The sequence below is a fragment of the Streptomyces sp. NPDC048290 genome (genome assembly GCF_040652095.1).
Classification (GTDB): domain Bacteria; phylum Actinomycetota; class Actinomycetes; order Streptomycetales; family Streptomycetaceae; genus Streptomyces.
This window is the reverse complement of sequence record NZ_JBEZLM010000013.1, coordinates 244,360-266,826: the sequence shown is the minus strand read 5'-3', so window position 1 is coordinate 266,826 and position 22,467 is coordinate 244,360. Positions and strand designations below refer to the sequence as shown.

At 72.2% G+C, this 22,467-nt stretch carries 19 protein-coding genes; 10 read left to right on the top strand and 9 right to left on the bottom strand.

What is annotated here, in order from left to right; all coding sequences use genetic code 11:
• The first annotated feature begins 172 nt into the window (after window positions 1-172).
• The 4 genes from AB0D49_RS23890 (at window position 173) to AB0D49_RS23875 (ending at window position 4,657) form a co-directional block, all read left to right on the top strand.
• On the top strand, window positions 173-2,824 hold the full coding sequence (locus AB0D49_RS23890) for a nitrate- and nitrite sensing domain-containing protein (RefSeq protein WP_362760790.1): 2,652 nt from the start codon (window positions 173-175) through the stop codon (window positions 2,822-2,824).
• Window positions 2,821-3,258, top strand: coding sequence for a roadblock/LC7 domain-containing protein (locus AB0D49_RS23885; RefSeq protein ID WP_362760788.1), 438 nt, complete (start codon window positions 2,821-2,823; stop codon window positions 3,256-3,258). The genes AB0D49_RS23890 and AB0D49_RS23885 overlap by 4 nt, the downstream gene beginning before the upstream one ends.
• 18 nt (window positions 3,259-3,276) lie before the next feature.
• On the top strand, window positions 3,277-3,696 hold the full coding sequence (locus AB0D49_RS23880; RefSeq protein ID WP_362760786.1) for a DUF742 domain-containing protein: 420 nt from the start codon (window positions 3,277-3,279) through the stop codon (window positions 3,694-3,696).
• Between the two features lie 355 nt (window positions 3,697-4,051).
• Window positions 4,052-4,657, top strand: a complete 606-nt coding sequence (locus AB0D49_RS23875; protein WP_362760784.1) for an ATP/GTP-binding protein — start codon at window positions 4,052-4,054, stop codon at window positions 4,655-4,657.
• 134 nt (window positions 4,658-4,791) lie between these two features.
• Here AB0D49_RS23875 and AB0D49_RS23870 read toward each other — a convergent pair whose 3' ends face one another.
• Complete coding sequence (locus AB0D49_RS23870; protein WP_362760782.1) at window positions 4,792-5,220, bottom strand: PPOX class F420-dependent oxidoreductase; 429 nt, start codon at window positions 5,218-5,220, stop codon at window positions 4,792-4,794.
• 115 nt (window positions 5,221-5,335) lie between these two features.
• Here AB0D49_RS23870 and AB0D49_RS23865 point away from each other — a divergent pair, with 115 nt between their 5' ends.
• Together AB0D49_RS23865 and AB0D49_RS23860 are read left to right on the top strand one after the other, a co-directional pair.
• Window positions 5,336-5,752, top strand: a complete 417-nt coding sequence (locus tag AB0D49_RS23865) for a roadblock/LC7 domain-containing protein (protein ID WP_362760780.1) — start codon at window positions 5,336-5,338, stop codon at window positions 5,750-5,752.
• Between the two features lie 126 nt (window positions 5,753-5,878).
• A complete protein-coding gene (locus AB0D49_RS23860; protein ID WP_362760778.1) occupies window positions 5,879-6,826 on the top strand; it encodes a DUF6397 family protein in 948 nt (315 codons plus the stop codon).
• A gap of 1 nt (window position 6,827) precedes the next feature.
• On the opposite strand, the gene AB0D49_RS23855 is transcribed toward AB0D49_RS23860, so the two are convergent.
• Together AB0D49_RS23855 and AB0D49_RS23850 are read right to left on the bottom strand one after the other, a co-directional pair.
• Entirely contained in the window at window positions 6,828-7,694 is an 867-nt protein-coding gene (locus AB0D49_RS23855; protein WP_362760777.1) for an acyl-CoA thioesterase II, read from the bottom strand.
• Between the two features lie 52 nt (window positions 7,695-7,746).
• Window positions 7,747-10,260: a DUF3516 domain-containing protein gene (locus tag AB0D49_RS23850; RefSeq protein ID WP_362760775.1), complete on the bottom strand. Its 2,514-nt coding sequence runs from the start codon at window positions 10,258-10,260 to the stop codon at window positions 7,747-7,749.
• A 145-nt stretch (window positions 10,261-10,405) separates the two neighbouring features.
• Here AB0D49_RS23850 and AB0D49_RS23845 point away from each other — a divergent pair, with 145 nt between their 5' ends.
• Window positions 10,406-11,197: a metal-dependent hydrolase gene (locus AB0D49_RS23845; protein ID WP_362760880.1), complete on the top strand. Its 792-nt coding sequence runs from the start codon at window positions 10,406-10,408 to the stop codon at window positions 11,195-11,197.
• A 452-nt stretch (window positions 11,198-11,649) separates the two neighbouring features.
• Here the strand turns inward: AB0D49_RS23845 and AB0D49_RS23840 are convergent, their stop codons facing one another.
• From AB0D49_RS23840 to AB0D49_RS23820, 5 genes are all read right to left on the bottom strand, one after another.
• Window positions 11,650-11,922, bottom strand: a complete 273-nt coding sequence (locus tag AB0D49_RS23840) for a type B 50S ribosomal protein L31 (RefSeq protein WP_362760774.1) — start codon at window positions 11,920-11,922, stop codon at window positions 11,650-11,652.
• Window positions 11,923-12,045: 123 nt separating this feature from the next.
• Window positions 12,046-12,513, bottom strand: coding sequence for a DUF5709 domain-containing protein (locus AB0D49_RS23835; protein WP_362760771.1), 468 nt, complete (start codon window positions 12,511-12,513; stop codon window positions 12,046-12,048).
• Window positions 12,514-12,931: 418 nt separating this feature from the next.
• Window positions 12,932-14,713 (bottom strand): ABC transporter ATP-binding protein, encoded by a 1,782-nt coding sequence (locus AB0D49_RS23830; protein ID WP_362760768.1) that lies wholly within the window; start codon window positions 14,711-14,713, stop codon window positions 12,932-12,934.
• Window positions 14,710-16,578, bottom strand: coding sequence for an ABC transporter ATP-binding protein (locus AB0D49_RS23825; protein WP_362760765.1), 1,869 nt, complete (start codon window positions 16,576-16,578; stop codon window positions 14,710-14,712). Before AB0D49_RS23825 ends, AB0D49_RS23830 begins: the two co-directional genes overlap by 4 nt.
• 437 nt (window positions 16,579-17,015) lie before the next feature.
• The gene (locus AB0D49_RS23820) at window positions 17,016-17,465 is read right to left on the bottom strand and encodes a MarR family transcriptional regulator (RefSeq protein ID WP_362760763.1); all 450 of its coding nucleotides are present in this window, start codon (window positions 17,463-17,465) and stop codon (window positions 17,016-17,018) included.
• Between the two features lie 93 nt (window positions 17,466-17,558).
• Between AB0D49_RS23820 and AB0D49_RS23815 the strand changes: the two genes are divergently transcribed.
• Together AB0D49_RS23815 and mltG are read left to right on the top strand one after the other, a co-directional pair.
• Window positions 17,559-19,490, top strand: a complete 1,932-nt coding sequence (locus AB0D49_RS23815) for an ABC transporter ATP-binding protein (protein WP_362760761.1) — start codon at window positions 17,559-17,561, stop codon at window positions 19,488-19,490.
• A 261-nt stretch (window positions 19,491-19,751) separates the two neighbouring features.
• Window positions 19,752-20,612, top strand: a complete 861-nt coding sequence (mltG, locus tag AB0D49_RS23810; protein WP_362760759.1) for an endolytic transglycosylase MltG — start codon at window positions 19,752-19,754, stop codon at window positions 20,610-20,612.
• A gap of 22 nt (window positions 20,613-20,634) precedes the next feature.
• Here mltG and AB0D49_RS23805 read toward each other — a convergent pair whose 3' ends face one another.
• Window positions 20,635-21,852: an FAD-dependent oxidoreductase gene (locus tag AB0D49_RS23805; RefSeq protein ID WP_362760757.1), complete on the bottom strand. Its 1,218-nt coding sequence runs from the start codon at window positions 21,850-21,852 to the stop codon at window positions 20,635-20,637.
• A 141-nt stretch (window positions 21,853-21,993) separates the two neighbouring features.
• Between AB0D49_RS23805 and AB0D49_RS23800 the strand changes: the two genes are divergently transcribed.
• Entirely contained in the window at window positions 21,994-22,416 is a 423-nt protein-coding gene (locus AB0D49_RS23800; protein WP_362760754.1) for a secondary thiamine-phosphate synthase enzyme YjbQ, read from the top strand.
• Window positions 22,417-22,467 lie beyond the last annotated feature (51 nt).

Below are 22,467 nucleotides of genomic sequence, written 5' to 3'. Positions count from 1 at the left end.
ACACCTGAGCGCCGTCCGTATGTCCCGCTCACAGCCCGGTGGAAGCCCGCCCAGCGCCCCTGGTGCTCAGCGTCGACTCCCCAAGCCAGCCCTCCCGCGGCCGGACAGCCGCCCCCTTCCGACAAGTCCCCTGACAGGCCCGCCCCCAAGACCCCTGACGAGCGAGGAGGCCATGCGTACACCCCGCAGAGCCATCACGGCCGACGGCGGCCCGCCGCCCACGCCCCCCGTACGCGGACGCCGCGCCCATGCCGGGCGCCCGGCCGACGAGTCCCCGGACGGGGCCACGGCGGCGGACGGCAGCCCGGCGCCGCCCGAACCGGCGGAGTCACCGGCGCAGGCGGGCCCGTCCGGCACACACCGGGCCCGGAGCACGTCCCCGCGTGCCGGGCGCCGCCGCATGCGCCCCCGTACCGTTCGCGCCAAGATCATCTGTCTGCTGATGGTCCCCGTCGTCTCGCTCCTCGCCCTGTGGGCGTACGCCACCGTCACCACCGCCCAGGACGTGTCACGGCTGCGCCAGTTGCAGCGCGTGGACGCCGAGGTCCGCACGCCGGTGGCCACCGCCGTCGTCGCGCTCCAGGCCGAACGCGCCGCCGCCGTACGCCACGCCACGGCCCCCGCCGACGGCGACGCGGACGACATCAAGCGGCTCGCCGGGAACACCGACCGGGCGATCGCCGCCCTGCGGCTGGGCGACGACGCGACCGTCGCCGACGCCCGGGAACTGCCCGCCGGAGTGGCACGGCGCCTGGAGGCCTTCGTCAGCGGCGCGGAACGCCTGCCCGCGCTGCGCGCCTCCGTCCTCGACGGCCGTACCGGATGGGAGCAGACCTACCGGACGTACACCGGCAACGTCTCCGCCGCCTTCGCGGTCGGCGGCGCGCTCACCGGCATCCAGGACTCCGAACTCGGCTCCGACGCGCGCGTGCTCCTCGAATTCTCCCGCGCGGGCGAGGCCCTGGCCCAGGAGGACGCGCTGCTGGCCGGCGCGCGCCGCGCGGACGGGCTGTCGGGCGAGCGGCTGCGCCTGTTCACCGGCGCCACCGAGACCCGCCGCGCGTTCACCGGCTCCGCCGTGGCCGACCTGCGCGGCCCCGAACGCGCCGCATGGCAGCGGCTCGCCGACGGCACCGACCACGCCGCTCTCCTCACCCTGGAGGACAAGATCCTCACCAGCGGCTCCGGGACCCGTGCCCTGGCCGCCGCCCCCGAAGACGACTGGAACGACGCCTACACGCGCGTGCAGGGCGGTATGCGGACCATCGAACGGGACGCCGCGCGGGGCGTCGCCGAGCGGGCCGACCCCTTCAGCCGCGGACTGCTCACCCCGGCGGGCGCCGCGGTGCTGCTCGGCCTGGCCGCCGTCGCCGCCTCGCTCGTCATCTCCGTAGGCATCGGCCGCGCCCTCGTGGTCGAACTGGTCAGCCTGCGCAACAGCGCCCTGGAGATCGCCCGCCGCAAGCTCCCCGAGGCCATGCGCAGGCTGCGCTCGGGCGACGAGATCGACATCCGCGCGGAGGCCCCGCCAGGACCGCCCGCCGAGGACGAGACCGGACAGGTCGCCGAGGCGCTCACCACCGTCCACCGGGCCGCGCTGCGGGCCGCCGTGGAACGCGCCGAACTCGCCAGCGGGATCTCCGGGGTCTTCGTCAATCTGGCCCGCCGCAGCCAGGTCCTGGTGCACCGCCAGCTGAGCCTGCTGGACACCATGGAGCGCCGCTCCGACGACCCGGACGAACTCAGCGACCTCTTCCGCCTCGACCACCTCACCACCCGGATGCGCCGCCACGCCGAGAGCCTGATCATCCTGTCCGGCGCCGCCCCGGGCCGGGCCTGGCGGACGCCGGTCTCCCTGACCAGCGTGGCCCGCGCGGCCGTCTCCGAGATCGAGGACTACGCGCGCGTCGAGGTGCGCAGGCTCCCCGAGACGTCCCTCGCGGGCGAGGCCGTCGCCGACCTCACCCATCTGCTCGCCGAACTCGTCGAGAACGCGGCCCAGTTCTCGCCCCCGCACACCCGTGTCCGGATCACCGGCGAACCCGTCGGCAACGGCTACGCCCTGGAGGTCGAGGACCGCGGCCTGGGCATGGGTGAGGAGACCCTCGCCGACGCCAACCGGCGGATCGCCCAGTCCGAGGCGCTCGACCTGTTCGACAGCGACCGGCTCGGCCTGTTCGTGGTCAGCCGACTCGCGGCCCGGCACGGCGTCCGGGTGCACCTGAAGACCTCCCCCTACGGCGGCACCACGGCGGTCGTCCTGCTCCCGACGGCCCTGCTGCACACCGGCGCGACCCCGCAGGCGACGCCCCCTGGAGCGACGAACCCTGAGGCGACGACCCTCGAGGTGGAACGTTCCGCCGGTCAGCCGGTCACCGAGTCCGCGCGGCGGACCCGTCCACCGGGACACGCCCCCGCGCGCGTACCCGGCGGTCCCACGCCCCCGGACACCGCGGACGGCTACCGCGGGCGCCCCGTCCTCGTGGCCCCCGCCACGCCCGAGCCCGCCGCCCCGCCGCCCCCCGGAGTCACCGCCCTGCGGCTGCACCGCCCCCCGCAGGACCCCCCGGCGGCCGAGGACGACGACCTGCCCCGCCGGGTCCGCCAGGCCAGCCTCGCCCCGCAACTGCGCACCCAGCCCACCGAGCAGCCCCCGCAGCACCCCGCCCCGGCCACCGACGACACACGCACCCCCGAACTCGCGAGGGACCGCATGGCCGCCTACCGCGATGGCTGGACGCGCGGCGGAGGGCGTCACCCGGGCCGCCCCACCGCCCCCGCACCCCATCCCGGCAGTCCCCGCACCGAAGGAGATCCCGCATGATCCAGGACCCCGGCCCCGGCACCGCACAGCGGTCCGGCGCACTCGACTGGCTGCTGGACGACCTGGTGACCCGCGTGGGCGAGATACGGCACGCCGTGGTGCTCTCCAACGACGGGCTCGCCGTCGGCGCGTCCGGCGGTCTGCACCGTGAGGACGCCGAGCATCTCGCCGCCGTCGCCTCCGGCTTCCACAGCCTCGCCAAGGGCACCGGCCGCCACTTCGGCACCGGCGGGGTACGCCAGACCATGGTGGAGATGGACGACGGCTTCCTGTTCGTGGCCGCCGCGGGCGACGGCTCCTGCCTCGCCCTGCTCACCGCCGTGACCGCCGACATCGGCCTGGTCGCCTACGAGATGGCCCGCCTGGTCCGGCGTGTCGGCGAGCATCTGTACACCGCCCCGCGTGTCGGCGGCCTGCCGTCCACCGCCGGATGAGAGCGGAAGACGCCTCCAGTGAACGACGCAGCGCACGACGCCCCGCGCGAGGACGCGCCCGGCAGCCAGTGGTACGACGGCGAGGCCGGGCCCCTGGTCCGTCCGTACGCCATGACCGGCGGACGTACCCAGTCCGGACCGGCCGGCGTCCACTTCGACCTGATCACCCTGGTCACCCTCGAACCCGGCGCCCCCGCCCTCGACGACGACCCGGTGCTCGGGCCCGAGCACCGGACCCTGATCGACCTGTGCCGGGAGGAGACCCAGTCCCTCGCCGAACTGGCCGCGGGAGCCGACGTTCCGGTCGGTGTCGTCCGGGTGCTCCTCGGCGACCTGCTGGAACGGGGACAGGTGACCGTCACCCGCCCCGTACCGCCCGCGCAGCTGCCCGACGAACGGATTCTGCGTGAGGTGATCGCGGGACTGCGAGCCCTCTAGGGGGTGTCTGACCCTGCCCGCCCGCGACGGGAACGGTCAGACCCGCCCTGGCCGGCACTCGGCGGTGCGCCGTATGCCGGAGCCCCGGCGCCCAGGACGCGTGGTGCGTCGCAGCACCGCCAATCGGGCACCGACTTGTCGACAAACGTGCTCAACCGGCCAACTTGAGGGCCCGGATCGGTCACATGGGGCGAATACCGGTCCCTCCCGGCGCCGCCCCTCCGCCGTTGCCATGATGCTGCCTTCGCACACGCGGCCGAACCGCCCGTCCTCCGGTCGCACAGTCCCGAGCGGGACATACGTCCGAACCGCCCTTCGGCGTCGCCCACGCCGGCCCCTCCGAGAGAAGTGATCGATGGTCACCGAGACATCCGACGCCACCCCCGCCGACCCGACCGCCCTGGCGCTGAAGATCCTGGTCGCCGGTGGGTTCGGCGTGGGCAAGACCACCCTGGTCGGCGCCGTCAGCGAGATCAGGCCGCTGCGCACCGAGGAACTCCTCAGCGAGGCGGGCCAACTGGTGGACGACACCGACGGCGTGGACCACAAGGTCACGACCACCGTCGCCATGGACTTCGGCCGCATCACCATCCGCTCCGGCCTGTCCCTGTACCTGTTCGGCACGCCGGGCCAGGACCGCTTCTGGTTCCTGTGGGACGAACTCTCCCTGGGCGCCCTCGGTGCCGTCGTCCTCGCCGACACCCGCCGCCTGGAGGACTGCTTCCCGGCGGTGGACTACTTCGAGCACCGCCGCATCCCGTTCGTGGTCGCCGTCAACTGCTTCCCCGGGGCCCGTTCCTACGGCGCCCGGGACGTCTCGCGGGCGCTCGACCTGGACTCCGGCACCCCCGTCGTCCTCTGCGACGCCCGCGACCGCGACTCGGGCAAGGAGGTGCTCATCCGGCTGGTCGAGTACGCCGGGCGCATGCACACCGCCCGCCTCCTCGACTCGGTCAGCTGACCCGGCACCCCGAGCCGGTGCGGCGGGAAACCCCTGGCCGGGTGTCCCGCCCACCGCACCAGCCACCCATGCCACGGGCAGGCCGGCGCACCGCACACCGGACTCCCCGCCGCACCCGGGCGGACGCCACCGGATCAGTCGGCGATGTCCTTCTGCGCCAGCACCTTGTCGATCGTGACGCGCACCAGCAACTCGCCCGCCACACCATTGCGCTCGCCGAACTCCGCGGCCCGCTCCTCACCCATGTACCGGCCCCCGATCCGGCCGGCCCAGAGCCGCAACTGCTCCAGATCCTCGGAGACCCGGGCCCGGCCCTGCACGATCACGAAATCGAACGGCGGCCGGTCGTCGTCCACACACAGCGAGATCCGGCCGTCCCGCAGCAGGTTCCGTCCCTTCACCGTCTCCTTGCCGGTGTTGAACACCACCTCGTCCCCGTCCAGTACGAACCAGATGGGCGCAACGTGGGGGCTTCCGTCGGCGCGTACGGTCGCCAGCTTCCCGGTGCGGGTGCCGTGCGAGACGAACGCCCGCCATTCGTCGTCAGTCATCTTCTGTGCCATGCGCTCCATCCTGCTTGCCCGCGGCACGTTGGGTGGGGAAGGCTGGCGGGGGGATTCCCCCGGTGCCGCGGAGATCCGGCGGCAGGGGGCGAAGCCACCAGGGGAGGACGAGACCATGGCACGGACCGGCAGAGGACTCGGCTGGCTGCTCGACGATCTGACCGAACGCGTCGACCACGTACGCCACGCGCTGGTCCTGTCCAACGACGGGCTGGTCACCGGAGCGAGCACCGGACTGCGCCGCGAGGACGCCGAGCATCTCGCCGCCGTCGCCTCCGGACTGCACAGCCTGGCCAAGGGCTCCGGACGGCACTTCGGCGCGGGCGGAGTACGCCAGACCATGGTCGAGTTCGAGGAGGCGGTGCTGTTCGTCACCGCCGCCGGAAGCGGCAGCTGCCTGTGCGTCCTCAGCGGCGCCGAAGCCGACATCGGCCGCATCGCCTACGAGATGACGCTGCTCGTCAACCGGGTCGGCGAACACCTCGGCGTGGACGCCAGACAACCCGAGAAAACCCCTACCGCAGACAGCTGACCTGCGGATTCTCCCCCTCGCGGAAAGTTATCCACAGGCTCGACACGAGATCGGCCGGGGCGGCTACCGTGGAGTGACCGCGAACGCACACAGCGTGAGCGAACGACTCCACGGGGGAGACCGATCATGTCATTCACCACGCTCGCCCAGCCCGACAGCACATTCTGGAGCACCGGCCGCACCGCCCGGGAACTGGGCCTCCACCAGAAAGACCTCGACCTGGCCGTCCGCCTCGGCCGCGTCCGCTCCGTAGCCGACCCGACAGGTCCGGGCCGCTGCGTCACCCGCGCCGAGATCGACCGGCTCCGCGCCCAGGACGGCTTCCCGGACACCCTCAGGGACAGCGTCCGGGCGGTCGCCGCCTCCCACGGCGGCGAACTGCTGGGCATCACCCCCGAGCGGCTCACCCGCCTCGCCAAACTGGGCCTCCTGGTCCCCGTGTCCTTCTACGTCAACCGCTACCGCTCGCTGGTCTGGCTGTACCTCGCCGAGGAACTCCGCGACTTCGCCGCCGACGAGCGCAACGCCCGCCATCTCGCCAAGCGCCTGCCCAAGGCGATGGTGACCCTGGTCAACGAAGGACTGGATCTACGCCCCCGCAACTGGCGCGGACGCCATCTGGGCCTGCTGCTCCGCCAGACCGAGGACCCCTGGGCCCAGGCCGCGGCCATCGCCTCCCTCCTCGACCGGGCCCTGGTCTGCGACATCGTCCGCGACCCATACGAACGAGCCCACCTCAACCGGTTCCGGCCCCTGCCGCCCGTCCACGGCTCACCGGGCTCCCCGGCGGCGGACACCGCGGCTTGGGTGATGACCGCCACCGACACCGACGAGATCGACTGGCTGCGCACCGACCTCGCCCAGGCACTCGCCGACGCCCGCACCGCACACCCCGCACCCCACCCGGCACCCGACCCGACAGGACCCCACCACGCGCCCCCGCCGCCCCGGCCGACCGCCCGAGGCCCCCTCACACACCCGCCCGCCACCGCCGGGCCCGCCGGCCCCGGACCCGGCAGGGTCGCACGCCGACCCCGAGGCCCGCTGAGCTGGTTCCGCAGGCGCACCCCCTGACCTACAGCGCCCGGAACAGGCCCTCCTGCACGACCGACACCAGCAGACGCCCCTCGCGGTCATAGATCCGGCCCCGGGCCAGCCCCCGCCCGCCCGTCGCGATCGGCGACTCCTGGTCGTACAGGAACCACTCATCGGCACGGAACGGCCGGTGGAACCACATCGCGTGGTCCAGCGACGCCATGTCGAAACCCCGGGGACCCCACAGCGGCTCGACTGGGAGTCGCACCGCGTCCAGCAGCGTCATGTCGCTGGCGTAGGTCAGGGCGCAGGTGTGCACCAGCGGATCGTCACCGAGCGGACCGACCGCGCGCATCCACACCGCGCTGCGCGGCTCGGCGCCCTCGACCTCCTCGGGCGTCCAGCGCAGCCGGTCCACATAGCGGATGTCGAAGGGCTGACGGCGCGCCATGCGCTCCCACCGCTCGGGGAGCGCATCCAGATGCTCCCGGATCTCGTCCGACACCGTCGGCAGCGACTCCGGATCCGGGACCACCCGGGCAGGCGGCAACTGGTGCTCGAAAGAACCTTGTTCAGGCTTGTGGAAGGAGGCGGTGAGATTGAAGATCGTGCGGCCCTGCTGCACCGCGGTGACCCGGCGGGTGGTGAACGACCTGCCGTCCCGCACCCGTTCGACCTGGTACACGATCGGCACCCCCGGGCGCCCCGGACGCAGGAAGTACGCGTGCAGCGAGTGCACCGGGCGGTCGCCCTCGGTGGTGCGGCCGGCCGCCACCAGCGCCTGCCCCGCCACCTGCCCGCCGAAGACCCGCTGGAGCGACTCCTGGGGGCTGCGGCCACGGAAGATGTTGACCTCGATCTGCTCCAGGTCGAGCAGATCCACGAGCCGTTCAGCCGGGTTCGTCATGACCGTCCTCAACGATGTCCTGCGAGGGAGGGAAAAGCGCCGGAACCAGGGCTCACAACTGGCCGACGTCGATCACCTTGACGACGGCCCGCCCCTCGGCGTCCGAGGCGGTGAGATCGACCTCGGCACTGATGCCCCAGTCGTGGTCACCGCGCGGGTCGTCGAAGATCTGCCGGACCCGCCACAGCGCGTTCTGCGGCTCCTCCTGGATGACCAGCAGCTTCGGTCCGCGCGCGTTGGGACCCGTCCCCAGATCGTCGTACTCGTCCCAGTACTTGTCCATCGCCTCGCCCCAGGCATCCGCGTCCCAGCCCGCCTCGGCATCCAGCTCGCCCAGCTCGTCCACATGATCCAGGGCGGCCAGCTCCACCCGGCGGAACAGCGCGTTGCGGACCAGCACACGGAAGGCACGCGCGTTGGTGGTGACCGGCTTCACCTCGTCGGCCTTCTCCTGGGCCTCCTCGGCGGTCATCTCCTCCGGGTTGGCGAGCTGCTCCCACTCGTCCAGCAGACTGGAGTCGACCTGGCGGACCGTCTCCCCCAGCCACTCGATGAGGTCCTGGAGGTCCTCCGACTTCAGATCGTCGGGGATGTTGTGGTCGAGAGCCTTGTAGGCGCTGGCGAGATAGCGCAGCACGATGCCCTCGGTACGGGCCAGCTCGTACAACGAGACCAGCTCCGTGAACGACAGCGCCCGCTCGTACATGTCCCGCACCACCGACTTCGGCGACAGCGGATGATCCCCGACCCAGGGGTGGCTCCGGCGGTACGTGTCGTACGCGTGGAAGAGCAGCTCCTCCAGCGGCTTGGGGTACGTGACGTCCTGGAGCCGCTCCATACGCTCCTCGTACTCGACGCCGTCCGCTTTCATCGCGGCCACCGCCTCGCCCCGCGCCTTGTTCTGCTGGGCGGCCAGGATCTGACGGGGATCGTCCAGCGTGGACTCCACCACGGACACCATGTCGAGCGCGTAGGACGGCGACTCCGGGTCGAGGAGCTCGAACGCGGCCAGCGCGAACGTGGACAGCGGCTGATTCAGCGCGAAGTCCTGCTGGAGATCGACCGTGAGGCGCACGATGCGGCCCTCCGCGTCCGGCTGGTCCAGCTTCTCGACGATGCCGCCGTCCAGCAGCGAACGGTAGATCGCGATGGCCCGCCGGATGTGCCGCAGCTGCTGCTTGCGCGGCTCGTGGTTGTCCTCCAGGAGATGACGCATGGCGTCGAAGGCATTGCCGGGCCGGGCGATCACCGACAGCAGCATGGTGTGCGTGACCCGGAACCGCGACGTCAGCGGCTCCGGCTCGGACCCGATCAGCTTCTCGAAGGTGTCCTCGCTCCAGGCGACGAAACCCTCCGGCGCCTTCTTGCGGACCACTTTGCGGCGCTTCTTCGGATCGTCACCGGCCTTGGCGAGCGCCTTGTCGTTCTCGATCACATGCTCCGGAGCCTGCGCGACCACGTAACCCGCCGTGTCGAATCCCGCACGGCCCGCCCGCCCGGCGATCTGATGGAACTCCCGGGCGCGCAGCGTACGGACCCGGCTGCCGTCGTACTTGGTCAGCGCCGTGAACAACACGGTGCGGATCGGGACATTCACCCCCACCCCGAGGGTGTCCGTACCGCAGATGACCTTCAGCAGACCGGCCTGGGCCAGCTTCTCCACCAGACGCCGGTACTTGGGCAGCATCCCCGCGTGGTGCACCCCGATACCATGCCGGACATAACGGGACAGATTCCTGCCGAACTTGGTGGTGAAACGGAAGTTCCCGATCAGCTCGGCGATCTGCTCCTTCTCCTCACGCGAACACATGTTGATGCTCATCAGCGCCTGCGCCCGCTCCACCGCCTGGGCCTGCGTGAAATGCACGATGTACACCGGCGCCTGCCGGGTCTCCAGCAACTCGGTCAGCGTCTCCGTCAGCGGCGTGCGCCGATACGTGTAGGACAACGGGACCGGGCGGGTGGCCGACCGGACCACCGACGTCGGCCGACCCGTGCGCCGCTTGAGATCCTTCTCGAACATCGAGACATCGCCCAGCGTCGCCGACATCAGCACGAACTGCGCCTGCGGCAACTCCAGCAGCGGGATCTGCCACGCCCAGCCCCGGTCCGGCTCGGCGTAGAAATGGAACTCGTCCATCACCACCTGACCGACATCCGCGCCCTTGCCGTCACGCAACGCGATCGACGCGAGCACCTCCGCCGTACAGCAGATCACCGGCGCGTCCGCGTTCACGGAAGCGTCACCGGTGAGCATGCCGACATTCTCGGTACCGAAGATCTTGCACAGCTCGAAGAACTTCTCCGAGACCAGCGCCTTGATAGGAGCCGTGTAGAACGTCACCTCGTCCCGGGCCAGCGCCGCGAAATGCGCGCCCGCCGCGATCATGCTCTTCCCGGAACCGGTCGGCGTGGAAACGATCACGTTCGCCCCCGACACGGCCTCGATCAGCGCCTCCTCCTGATGCGGATAGAGCGTGAGACCGCGCTCCTGGGCCCACGACTCGAAGGCGTCATAGAGGGCGTCGGGGTCGGCGGTCGGCGGCAGCTGATCGATGAGCGTCACGCCCCCATCTTGCCTGGCCCGACCGCCCAGCGGGGAATCGGCTGCCGACCCGAAGATCGCGAACGCTACGCTGTGTCGCCGACGTGGCGTCAGCGCACACGGCCAACTGGACAGCGGCACAGGAAGAATGGGGCGGGCAGCGGCGATGATGGGACCAGCACACTCACTGTCGGGAGCCGCCGCCTGGCTCGGCGTCGGCGCCGCCTCCGCCGCAGCCGGGCACACCATGCCCTGGCCGGTCCTCCTCGTCGGCACCCTGATCTGCGCCGGAGCCGCCCTCGCCCCCGACCTCGACCACAAGGCGGCCACCATCTCGCGGGCCTTCGGGCCGATCTCCCGCGCCCTGTGCGAGATCGTCGACAAGCTGTCCTTCGCCGTCTACAAGGCCACCAGGAAACAAGGCGACCCACGGCGCACCGGCGGCCACCGCACCCTCACCCACACCTGGGTCTGGGCCGTACTCATCGGCGGCGGGGCCTCCGCCCTGGCCATCACCGGCGGACGCTGGGCCGTCCTCGCCATCCTCTTCGTCCACATGGTGCTGGCCATCGAGGGCCTCCTGTGGCGCGCGGCCCGCCCCAGCAGCGACGTCCTGGTCTGGCTGCTCGCCGCCACCAGCGCCTGGATTCTCGCCGGCGTCCTGGACAAGCCGGGCAACGGAGCCGACTGGCTGTTCACGGACCCGGGCCAGGAATACCTGTGGCTGGGCCTGCCGATCGTGCTCGGCGCCCTCGTGCACTGCGTCGGGGACGCGCTGACCGTGTCCGGCTGCCCGATCCTGTGGCCGATCCCCATCGGCCGCAAGCGCTGGTACCCGCTGGGCCCGCCCAAGGCTCTCCGGTTCCGGGCGGGCAGCTGGGTGGAGCTGAAGGTCCTGATGCCGGTGTTCATACTGCTCGGCGGAGTGGGTGGGGCGGCGGCGCTCAACGTCATCTGACCTGGACGGAAGGCCGGGCGGGGAGGAGAGCCGGGCGGGGGAGGGGCGCGGGCCGCGTGGACCGGGCGGCGCGGTGACGCCGACCGGGCCATCGCGGAGGGCGGGGCGACGGGGATCGGCGGGATCAGCCGGATCAGCTGGATGAGCTGGATGAGCTGGATGAGCTGGATCAGCGACGGCTTGGTAGGGCGCGCGGCACTCGGCCAGGGGCGTCAGGGAACGCCGAGTGTCGTCCGGTGGCTGGGCGGGCTCCGTCGAACAGGCACATTCGCATACGCGGTGCATGTGGGTGCCGAGGCTTCCGGTGCGCTGAGGCGTCGCGTCGAGGGGGCCGGTCGTGTCGCTGCCGATGCGCGGTGGAGATCGCGTTCGCGGTGCTCGGGGCGGGATGACGTCCGGCGGAATCCCCGATGGCCCGGGGACTCGACGGTGGGCGGAACGGACGCGTCGGCTCAGGAGGCCGAGCCGGACGACGGTCCGTCGCCGGTGCCGTAGCGCTTCTCGAACCGGGCGACCCGGCCCTCGGAGTCCACGGTCCGGGCCTTGCCGGTGTAGAAGGGGTGGCTCTCGGAGGAGATCTCGACATCCACGACGGGGTAGGTCTCGCCGTCGTCCCACTCGATGGTGGTGTCGCTGGTCGCGGTGGACCGGGTGAGGAAGGCATATCCGGCGGCGCGGTCGCGGAAGACGACGGAGTGGTAGTCGGGGTGCTTGTCCTGCTGCATGAGGGCTCCTGTCACTGCGGCGGCACGATGGCCGGGCGGGCGGGGGGACGGCGGACACCAGGGAGGTGGGGGGAGGGGCGGGTGGGGGAGGGAGGGGGCGGGGGGGGAGGGGCCCCCTCCCCGTCAACCGAGCGAGTCCTCGTCCACGACATGCATCGCCGCCTCCTCCGCCGAAGCCGCCGCGCCGTCGATGCCGACATCCGTGGCGACCAGGGCGCTCTCCTCGTCCTCGTGCGCTCCTTCGTCCGGGGCGACGAGGCGGCCGGAGCGGTCGGCGCCGACCTCGTTGTCCCAGAGTTCGCCGTCGGTGCCGTCGGTGTCGCCCAGTCCGTCGCCGTCGGGTGCGGCGAGGTCGGGCAGTTCCTCGGCGAGTCGCTGGTCCAGGGTCTCGCCCGCGTGGCGTTCGGCGGCGGTGACGTCGTCGCGCTCCACCGCCCAGGGGCGTTCCGGTGGGGACCAGCCGCGGTCGAGGGGGTCCTCGACGCCGTCGTCCAGGAGTGTGTCCTCGGGATCGAGCAGTCCCGCGTCGTCCTGGACCTCGGACCCGTCGGGCTGGTAGACGTCGTCCCCCCATCCCTCGGCGCTGTTCACAGATACCTCCAGGTGGTGGGGACGGTCCCGTCGAGCGGGCCTCGCCAAGGCCGCCGGGCGCGGCGGCGGCCCCGTGCGCGGGGAGCGCCCGCCCGGCAGAGGACCGGAGGCTTCCCGGTTCCCGGCACAGCGCGGGCCGGCGTCGCGAACGAGCCGTTGCCGCTGCCCATATCCAGCCTTCCACCCCTCTTCGGGACCGCGCAACGCCACGAGATGGGGGGTGACGGAGAGTACGCGGGGCAGACGGCACCGAGGAACGGCGGCCCTCGGTGCCGCCCTGGTGGTCAGACCGCTCGGAGGCGGCCCGGGACGAGCACCGAGCACTGAGCACCCTGTACATGTGCCGGGTACTGCGACCGAGCGCCTTGTACGCGAACCTACCGCGTACCGAGCGGCTGCCGGCCTCCCCGGCGTCGCCTCATCCGTGCCAGGACTTCCACAGCGCCGCGTACGCCCCGTCCGCCGCGACCAGTTCCTGATGGCTGCCCAGTTCACTGATGCGGCCGTTCTCGACGACGGCGATGACATCGGCGTCATGGGCGGTGTGCAGGCGGTGGGCGATGGCGACGACCGTGCGGCCGTCCAGGACGCGGGCCAGGGAGCGTTCCAGGTGCCGGGCCGCGCGCGGGTCGAGCAGGGACGTCGCCTCGTCCAGCACCAGGGTGTGCGGGTCGGCCAGGACCAGGCGGGCGAGGGCGATCTGCTGGGCCTGGGCCGGGGTGAGGGCCAGGCTCCCGGAGCCGACCTCGGTGTCGAGACCCTGGTCCAGGGCGCGGGCCCAGCCGTCGGCGTCGACCGCTCCGAGCGCCGCCCACAGCTCGGCGTCCTCGGCGGCGGCGCGCGCGAGGCGCAGATTGTCGCGCAGGGAGCCCACGAACACATGGTGTTCCTGGTTGACCAGGGCCACATGGGAGCGCACCCGCTCGGCGGTCATGCCGGAGAGTTCGGCGCCGCCCAGGGTCACGTGGCCGGTGCGGGGGCCGTAGATGCCCGCGAGCAGCCTGCCGAGGGTGGACTTGCCCGCGCCGGACGGGCCCACCAGGGCCAGCCGGGTGCCGGGGGCGACCTCCAGGGAGACCTTGCGCAGGACGTCCACGCCGTCGATGTAACCGAAGTGCACCTGGTCGGCCTGTACATGTCGGCCGTCCGGGGCCAGGGAGGCGTCCCCGGTACCCGGCTCGATGTCGCGGACACCGACCAGCCGCGCCAGCGACACCTGTGCCACCTGAAGCTCGTCGTACCAGCGCAGGATCAGACCCACCGGGTCCACCAGCATCTGGGCGATGAGCGCGCCGGTGGTGAGCTGGCCGACGTCCATCCAGCCCTGGAGGACGAAGACCCCGCCGATCATCAGCACCGATCCGAGGACCGTCACATGGGTGATGTTGATGACCGGGAACAGCACCGAGCGCAGCCACAGCGTGTACCGCTCCCAGGCGGTCCACTCCTTGATCCGCTGGTCGGACAGCGCGGTGCGCCGCTCGCCGAGGCGGTGCGCCTCGACGGTGCGGCCCGCGTCGACGCTCTCGGCCAGCACTGCGGCGACCGCCGCGTATCCGGCCGACTCGGAACGGTACGCGGACGGCGCCCGCCGGAAGTACCAGCGGCAGCCCACGATCAGCAGCGGCAGCGCCAGCAGTACGGCGGCGCCGAGCGGCGGCGCGGTGACGACCAGGCCGCCGAGCAGCAGCGCGGTCCACACCACGCTGATGGCCAGCTGGGGCACGGCCTCGCGCATGGCGTTGGCGAGCCGGTCGATGTCGGTGGTGATCCGGGAGAGCAGGTCGCCGGTCCCGGCGCGCTCCAGGACGCCGGGCGGCAGCCCGACCGACCGCACGAGGAAGTCCTCGCGCAGATCGGCCAGCATCCGCTCGCCGAGCATCGCCCCGCGCAGCCGTACCTGGTGCACGAACACGGCCTGGATCAACAGGGCGGCGAGGAACAGCCCGACGGTGGGCCCCAGGCGCAGGTCGGAGGCGCGGTCGGAGACCCGCTCGACCAGGCCGCCGAGCAGATAGGGGCCGACCATCGAGGCGACGACGGCGGCCGTGTTCACCCCCATCAGCACCAGGAAGGCCCCGCGGTGACGGCGGAACAGTTCCTTCACATACGCGCGCACGGTGGCCGGGGCCCCGACCGGCAGGGTGCTCGCGGTCGTCGGGGCCGCCGGGTCGTACGCCGGGGGCGCCACGCCGATCATGCGCTCTCCTCGATGTCGTCGGCGGCTGTGCCGCCCTCTTCGGTACGCGTGTCATACGTGCCGTCGTTCTGAACGCCTGTCCTGGAGCCCGTTCTGGAGCCGGTTCCGGGCGTGGCGAGTGCCGTCGCCGCCTCCTCGTCCGGCTCGCGGGTCACCACCGCCCGGTAGCGGGGCTCGCTGTGGACCAGCTCGCGGTGCACGCCCACCGCGGCGACCGTGCCGTCATGGACCAGGACCACGCGGTCCGCGCGGTCGAGCAGCAGCGGTGAGGAGGTGAACACCACCGTCGTGCGCCCCTTGCGCAGGTCACGGACGCCTCGCGCGATCCGGGCCTCGGTGTGCGAGTCGACGGCCGAGGTCGGCTCGTCCAGGACCAGCACCTCCGGGTCGGTGATCAGCGAGCGGGCGAGCGCCAGCCGCTGCCGCTGCCCGCCGGACAGGGAACGTCCGCGTTCGGTGAGGTGGGCGTCCAGCGGGTCGGTCACGTCCAGCGAGCCCTGGAGCAGGGCCGCGAGCACGTCGTCGCACTGCGCCGCGGACAGCGCCGCCTCCGGTGCGATCCGCCCGGAACCGGGCACGTCCAGCAGATGGCGCAGCGTGCCGGAGAGCAGAACCGGGTCCTTGTCCTGGACCAGTACGGCGGTACGCGCCGAGGCGAGCGGCAGCTCGTCCAGCGGTACGCCGTCCAGCTGCACGGACGTGCCCTGCTCGGAGGGGTGCCCGCCGAGCCGCTCGGCCAGCCGCCCGGCCGCGTCCGGATCGCCGCACACCACGGCCGTCAGCTCGCCGGTCGGCGCCCGCAGCCCGGTCTCCGGGTCGTACAGGTCGCCGCTCGGCGTCTCGGCCTCGCGGGAGCCGCGGGTGTCGGTGGCCCGCTCCAGGGCCAGCACACGGGCGGCCCGCCGCGCGGACGGCCGTGAGAAGGAGTACGCCATGGCGATCTCCTCGAAGTGCCGCAGGGGGTAGCTGAGGATCATCACCGCGCTGTAGACGGTGACCAGTTCACCGACGGTGATGGTGCCTTCGCGGGCCAGGCCGATGCCGTACCAGACCACGCCGATCAGCAGCAGGCCCGGGAGCAGGATCTGGATCGCGGCTATCAGGGCCCACATGTGGGCGCTGCGCACGGCCGCGTGGCGGACCTCCTGGGAGGCGCTGCGGTAGCGGTCGAGGAAGAGTTCCTCGCCGCCGATGCCGCGCAGCACCCGCAGTCCGGCCACGGTGTCCGAGGCGAGTTCGGTGGCGTGGCCCGCCTTCTCGCGCTGGAAGTCGGCGCGCCGGGTGGCGCGGGGCAGCAGCGGCAGTACGGAGAGCGCCAGGACGGGCAGTCCGACGGCGACCACGACGCCCAGTGCGGGCTGGTAGACGACCAGGCCGACGGCGACCACGACGACGGTCACCAGGGCCGCGGTGAACCGGGAGACGGCCTCCACGAACCAGCCGATCTTCTCCACGTCGCCCGTGGACACCGCGACGACCTCGCCCGCCGCGACCCGCCGGGTCAGCGCGGAGCCGAGCTGGGCGGTCTTGCGGGCCAGCAGTTGCTGGACCCGGGCGGCGGCGGTGATCCAGTTGGTGACGGCGGTGCGGTGCAGGAAGGTGTCGCCGATCGCGATCCCGGCCCCGGCCAGCGCCAGCAGTCCGCCCGCGGCGGCGAGCCGCGCGCCGGAGCGGTCCACCACGGCCTCGACCGCGAGGCCGACACAGAACGGCAGCGCGGAGACCGACACGAAGTGCAGCACTCCCCAGGCCAGTGCCTTGAGCTGACCGCCCAACTGGTTCCGGAACAGCCACCTCAGGAACCGGGGCCCTGAGCGCGCGTCCGGCACACCAGGGTCGGCGTAGGGAAGGTCTTGGATCTGCATGGTGTCCCAGTGGTTCGTATCAAGGGCGGACGGTGTCGTACAGGCAGCGGTCGACTACGGGGAGTGAGGGGCAGGGGCGGTCGGTCGCCGCGCGCGTCGGCAGCAAACCGTGCAAGGTTCGCTCCGTCCCGTCGTCGAAGGCAAACGGTTTTCCCGGTGGGTGCGCCGATGTCCGGGATGGGTGCGCGCGTGGCGTCGGGCAGCGGTCGGCGCCGTCTGAGCTGGGGTTCCGTGCGTATGTGGCGTTGCGTAGGCCGGGTGCCCGGTGCCCGGTGCCCGGTGCCCGGTGTCGGTACCGCCTGCCCTGTGTCCGCTGCCCGGCGCCGACTGTCCTGGGCCCACTGCTCTGCGCGCTGCTGCACCCGGCGCACACCGGGCGCCCGGCGTACGCCCGGCGCCTCGGTCGAAGTCCGCGAGTCCCGCTGGTCAGGAACTGGTCAGCAGTCCGGTCGCGGCGCGCCGTCGATGAGCCGGTCCAGAAGTCCGCTGAAATCCGCCCGCTGTTCGATGGTGAGCGGCGCCAGGATCTCCCGTGCCGCCGCTCTGCGGGAGTCCCGCAGTGCCCGCAGGGTCTTACGGCCGTCCTCCGTCAGTTCGATCCGGATCACCCGGCGGTTGTCCGGGTCCGGGACGCGCCGCACCTGGTCGTGTGCCTCCAGGCCGTCGACCAGGCTCGTGACCGCGCGCGGCACCACTTCGAGGCGGGTGGCGAGATCGGCCATGCGCGGGGGCGCGGAGAAGTGCGCGAGGGTGCGCAGCAGCCGGGACTGGGCCGGGGTGATGCCCAGCGCGCTCTGCTCCAGATGGCGTTTCTGGATGCGGTGCACCCGGCGGGTGAAGCGCAGCAGCTGATCGGCGAGCTGCCCGTCGGGATCGGGGGAGGTCATACGGGAACAATATCAGGACTTTGTTCATTGTGAATATAGGTAACAATGAGCTATGCTCCGTTCGATGACGTCGACTCCCCTCCGAAGGAGCCCATGCACCCCGATCACGCACCCGAGCGCGGACCGCGCCGCGGACCCGACCGAGGTCCGGACCCGATCCGCTTCCCCGACCTGGCCGGTGAACCTCGCCGCCGGGCCAAACCCGCGACCCCTGGCAGCCCCGGTGACGGGGGAGACCCGGACGGTCGGGGCGACCCCGGCGAGAGCCAGGAACAGCCCCGCCAGGTCCGCCGTATCCTCGCCCTCTTCCGGCCCTACCGGGGGCGGCTCGCCGTCGTCGGTCTGCTGGTCGGCGCCGCCGCGCTGGTCTCCGTCGCCACGCCGTTCCTGCTGAAGGCGATCCTCGACACCGCGATCCCCCAGGGCCGTACCGGACTGCTCACGCTGCTCGCCCTCGGCATGATCCTCAGCGCCGTGCTGACCAGCGTCTTCGGCGTTCTTCAGACCCTGATCTCGACCACCGTCGGCCAGCGCGTCATGCATGATCTGCGCACGGCCGTCTACGGCCGCCTCCAGCGGATGTCGCTGGCCTTCTTCACCCGCACCCGCACCGGTGAGGTGCAGTCCCGCATCGCCAATGACATCGGCAGCATGCAGGCCACCGTCACCTCCACCGCGACCTCCCTGGTCTCCAACGTCACCAGCGTGGTCGCCACGGTCGTCGCGATGGTCGCCCTCGACTGGCGGCTGACGGTCGTCTCGCTGGTCCTGCTCCCGGTCTTCGTGTGGATCAGCCGCCGGGTCGGCGACGAGCGCCGGAAGATCACCACCAAGCGCCAGAAACAGATGGCGGCGATGGCCGCCACGGTCACCGAGTCGCTCTCGGTCAGCGGCATCCTCCTCGGGCGCACGATGGGCCGCTCCGACTCGCTCACCGCCTCCTTCGCGAGCGAGTCCGAGCGCCTGGTCGACCTGGAGGTCCGCTCCAACATGGCGGGCCGCTGGCGGATGGCCGTCATCACCATCGTGATGGCCGCCATGCCGGCCGTCATCTACTGGACCGCGGGCCTGGCCCTGCACACCGGCGGCCCGGACGTCTCCATCGGCACGATCGTCGCCTTCGTCTCGCTCCAGCAGGGCCTTTTCCGCCCGGCCGTCAGCCTGCTCGGCACCGGCGTGCAGATCCAGGCGTCCCTCGCCCTGTTCCAGCGCATCTTCGAGTATCTGGACCTGCCCATCGACATCACCGAGCGCGAGCGCCCGGTCCACCTCGACCAGATCAAGGGCGAGATCCGCTTCGAGAACGTCGAGTTCCGCTACGACGACGTCTCCGGCCCCGTCCTCGACGGCATCGACCTCACCGTCCCCGCGGGCGGCAGCCTGGCCATCGTCGGCACGACCGGCGCGGGCAAGTCCACCCTGGGCCACCTGGTGCCACGGCTCTACGACGTCACGGGCGGCCGGGTCACGCTCGACGGGACCGACGTCCGCGACCTGGACTTCGACACCCTCGCGCGGGGGGTCGGCGTGGTCTCCCAGGAGACCTATCTGTTCCATGCCTCCGTCGCCGACAACCTGCGCTTCGCCAAGCCCGACGCGACCGACGAGGAACTGCACGCCGCCGCCCGCGCGGCCCAGATCCACGACCACATCGCGGCCCTGCCCGACGGCTACGACACGATCGTGGGCGAGCGCGGCCACCGCTTCTCCGGCGGTGAGAAGCAGCGGCTGGCCATCGCCCGCACGATACTGCGCGATCCGCCGGTGCTTCTGCTCGACGAGGCCACCAGCGCGCTGGACACCCGCACCGAGTACGCGGTGCAGGAGGCCATCGACGCCCTCTCGGCGGGCCGTACGACCCTCACCATCGCCCACCGGCTGTCCACCATCCGGGCCGCCGATCAGATCGTGGTCCTGGAGGCCGGGCGCGCGGTGGAGCGCGGGACGCACGACGAACTGCTGGCCCTCGACGGCCGGTACGCGGATCTGGTCCGCCGGGACGCACAGCTCGAACCGACGGGCTGACGGCCCCCCTGGGGTCCGGTTCCCGCTGGGGCCTGTGCATGGCGATCCTCTGGAGGGTGACTCCCTGGAGCGGGCCTTCGGGAACCCGTGCTGTCGGGCCCTACGTCGACCCCGGCCCCGTTCACGCCTCCGCCCCACCTGTACCCCCGCCACACCTACACCCACCCCACCCACACCCCCACGCCTCCCCACGTGTGAGACCGCGAGCGACAAGATGAAGATATGCCGGAATTGTGACGATATGCGGGTTACCGTGCCCGCATGCAGATGAACACTCCGCCACGGAGCACGATTCGACTGACGCGCAGGGGCCGGATCGCCCTCGTCGCGACCGGGGCCGTCGTGGCCGGCACCGCCGTGGCGGTACCGCTGCTGACCCTGGGCGAGGACGAGCCCGCGAAACCCACCAGCCTGGTCATCCCGGAGGGCTACCGCGCGAGCCAGATCTACCCGGCCGTCGACAAGGCCCTCGAACTGCCCCCGGGCACCACCAAGAAGTCCCTCACCAAGGCCGGGCTGAAACTGCCGAACGACGCCGACGGCAACCCCGAGGGCTATCTCTTCCCGGCGACCTATCCGCTCACCGACACCTCCACCCCGGAGGCGCTGCTCGGGCAGATGGTGGACACGGCCAACCAGAGGTTCAACGGCGCCCCCATCGCCGCGGGGGCCCAGCGCAACGCCATGAACGTCTACCAGGCCGTCACCATCGCCAGCATCGTCCAGGCCGAGGCCGCCACCAGCACGGACATGGGCAAGGTCGCCCGGGTCGTCTTCAACCGACTGGAGCGCGGTATGCCGCTCCAGATGGACTCGACCATCAACTACGCCCTCGACCGTTCCACCCTCAACACCACGCTGGACGACACCCGGATCGACAGCCCCTACAACTCGTACCAGCGCATGGGGCTGCCGCCGACGCCGATCGACAACCCGGGCGAGGAGGCGGTCCGGGCCGCGATCAGCCCGACGGCGGGGGACTGGCTGTACTTCGTCACCGTCAAGCCGGGCGACACCCGCTTCACCGACGACTACGCCGAGCACCAGCGCAATGTGGCGGAGTTCAACAAGCTCACCAAGGCACGGCAGAGCGGCAGCCCGCAGCCCGGGGCCAAGACCTGACCCCGCCCGCCCGCTTGGGCCGTCACGCGGCGGCCGGAAGCTCCCCGGCCAGCAGCCGCCGGATGTCCCGTACCGCCGCGCGGCCCGCCCGGTTGGCCCCGATGGTGCTGGCCGACGGGCCGTAGCCGACCAGATGGACCCGGGGGTCGGCGACCGCGCGGGTGCCGTCGAGCTGGATTCCGCCGCCCGGGGCGCGCAGCCGCAGCGGCGCCAGATGGTCGATCGCCGGACGGAACCCGGTCGCCCAGAGGATCACATCGGCGGCCACCCGCCGCCCGTCGGCCCACTCCACCCCGTCCGGCGTGATCCGTTCGAACATGGGCTGGCGGTCCAGGACCCCGTCCGCGATGCCCTGGCGGATGGCGTCGTTCAGCGGCAGCCCGGTGACCGACACCACACTGCGCGGCGGCAGCCCCTGCCGGACCCGCTCCTCCACCAGCGCGACCGCCGCACGCCCGGCGCCCTCGTCGAACGGTCCCTCACGGAAGACCGGCGGCCGGCGCGTCACCCAGGTCGTCTCCGCCGCGTACGGGGCGATCTCCAGCAGATGCTGCGTCCCGGACGCGCCCCCGCCGACCACGACGACCCGCAGCCCACCGAACTCCTCGGGCCGCCCCGAGTACTGCGCGGTGTGCAACTGGCGCCCCCGGAAGGTCTCCTGGCCCGGAAAGCGCGGCCAGAACGGCCGGTCCCAGGTGCCGGTTGCATTGATCAGCGCCCGCGCGGACCAGGTCGCGCCGCCCACCGTCTGCACCAGCCCGTGTCCGTCCCCGCCCGCTGCCCCCGCCGGCCCCGGTTCGTCGCCGCCCAGTGTCCCCGCCAACCCCCGTCCGTCCCCGCCCGCCGTCTCGGCCAGCGGCCGTCCCCCCTCGCCCGCCGTCTCCACCAGCAGCCGTCCCCCGTCCCCCGCGCGGACCGCCGTCACGTCCACCGGCCGTCGCACCCGCAGCCCGAAGGTCTCCTCGTACGTCGTGAAGTACTCGGCGATGACCTGCGAGGACGGCCGCGTCGGGTCGGCGTCGGTGAGTTCCATGCCCGGCAGCGAGTGCATCCCGTGCACCTTGCCGTACGTCAGTGACGGCCACCGGAACTGCCAGGCGCCGCCCGGACCGGGGGAGTGGTCCAGCACCACGAAGTCGCGGCCCGGCTCGAAGCCGACCCGCCGCAGGTGAAAGGCGCTGGACAGTCCGGCCTGTCCGGCGCCTATGACGACCACCTCGACCTCATGTGTGTTGTTCACGTTTCTACCAACGGTGGGGAGCCCGCCGCTCTTCCCGGCGACGCCGGTTCGTCCTGGGCGGGGCCGCCATCCACGGCCGTCGACCCCGGACGGCGGCAGACTCCGGTGCCCCACCTCGATCCCATGCGCCAGGATGGGCACATGCCAGACGCCTTCACGACCCGTGTCCTGCACATCTCCACCGGTTCCCGGGAGACGGTCCACGATCTCACCCGGGACTGCGAGAGCTTTCTGCGGGAGGTGTCCGAGGGGCGGGACGGACTTCTCAACCTCTTCGTCCCGCACGCCACGGCGGGCATCGCCGTCATCGAGACCGGAGCGGGCAGCGACGACGACCTCCTCGCCGCGCTGCACACCCTGCTTCCCGCGGACGACCGCTGGCAGCACCGGCACGGCAGCCCCGGCCATGGTCGCGACCACGTCCTGCCCGCGTTCGTGCCGCCGCACGCGACACTGCCGGTGGTCGGTGGCCGACTGGAGCTGGGGACCTGGCAGTCGGTGTGCCTGGTGGATACCAACCGGGACAATCCACATCGTCAGGTGCGCCTCAGTTTCCTCGGCTGACCGTCGCCCCGGCCGCCTCCGCCCCCGCCTCCGACCTGAACCGTCTCGCCC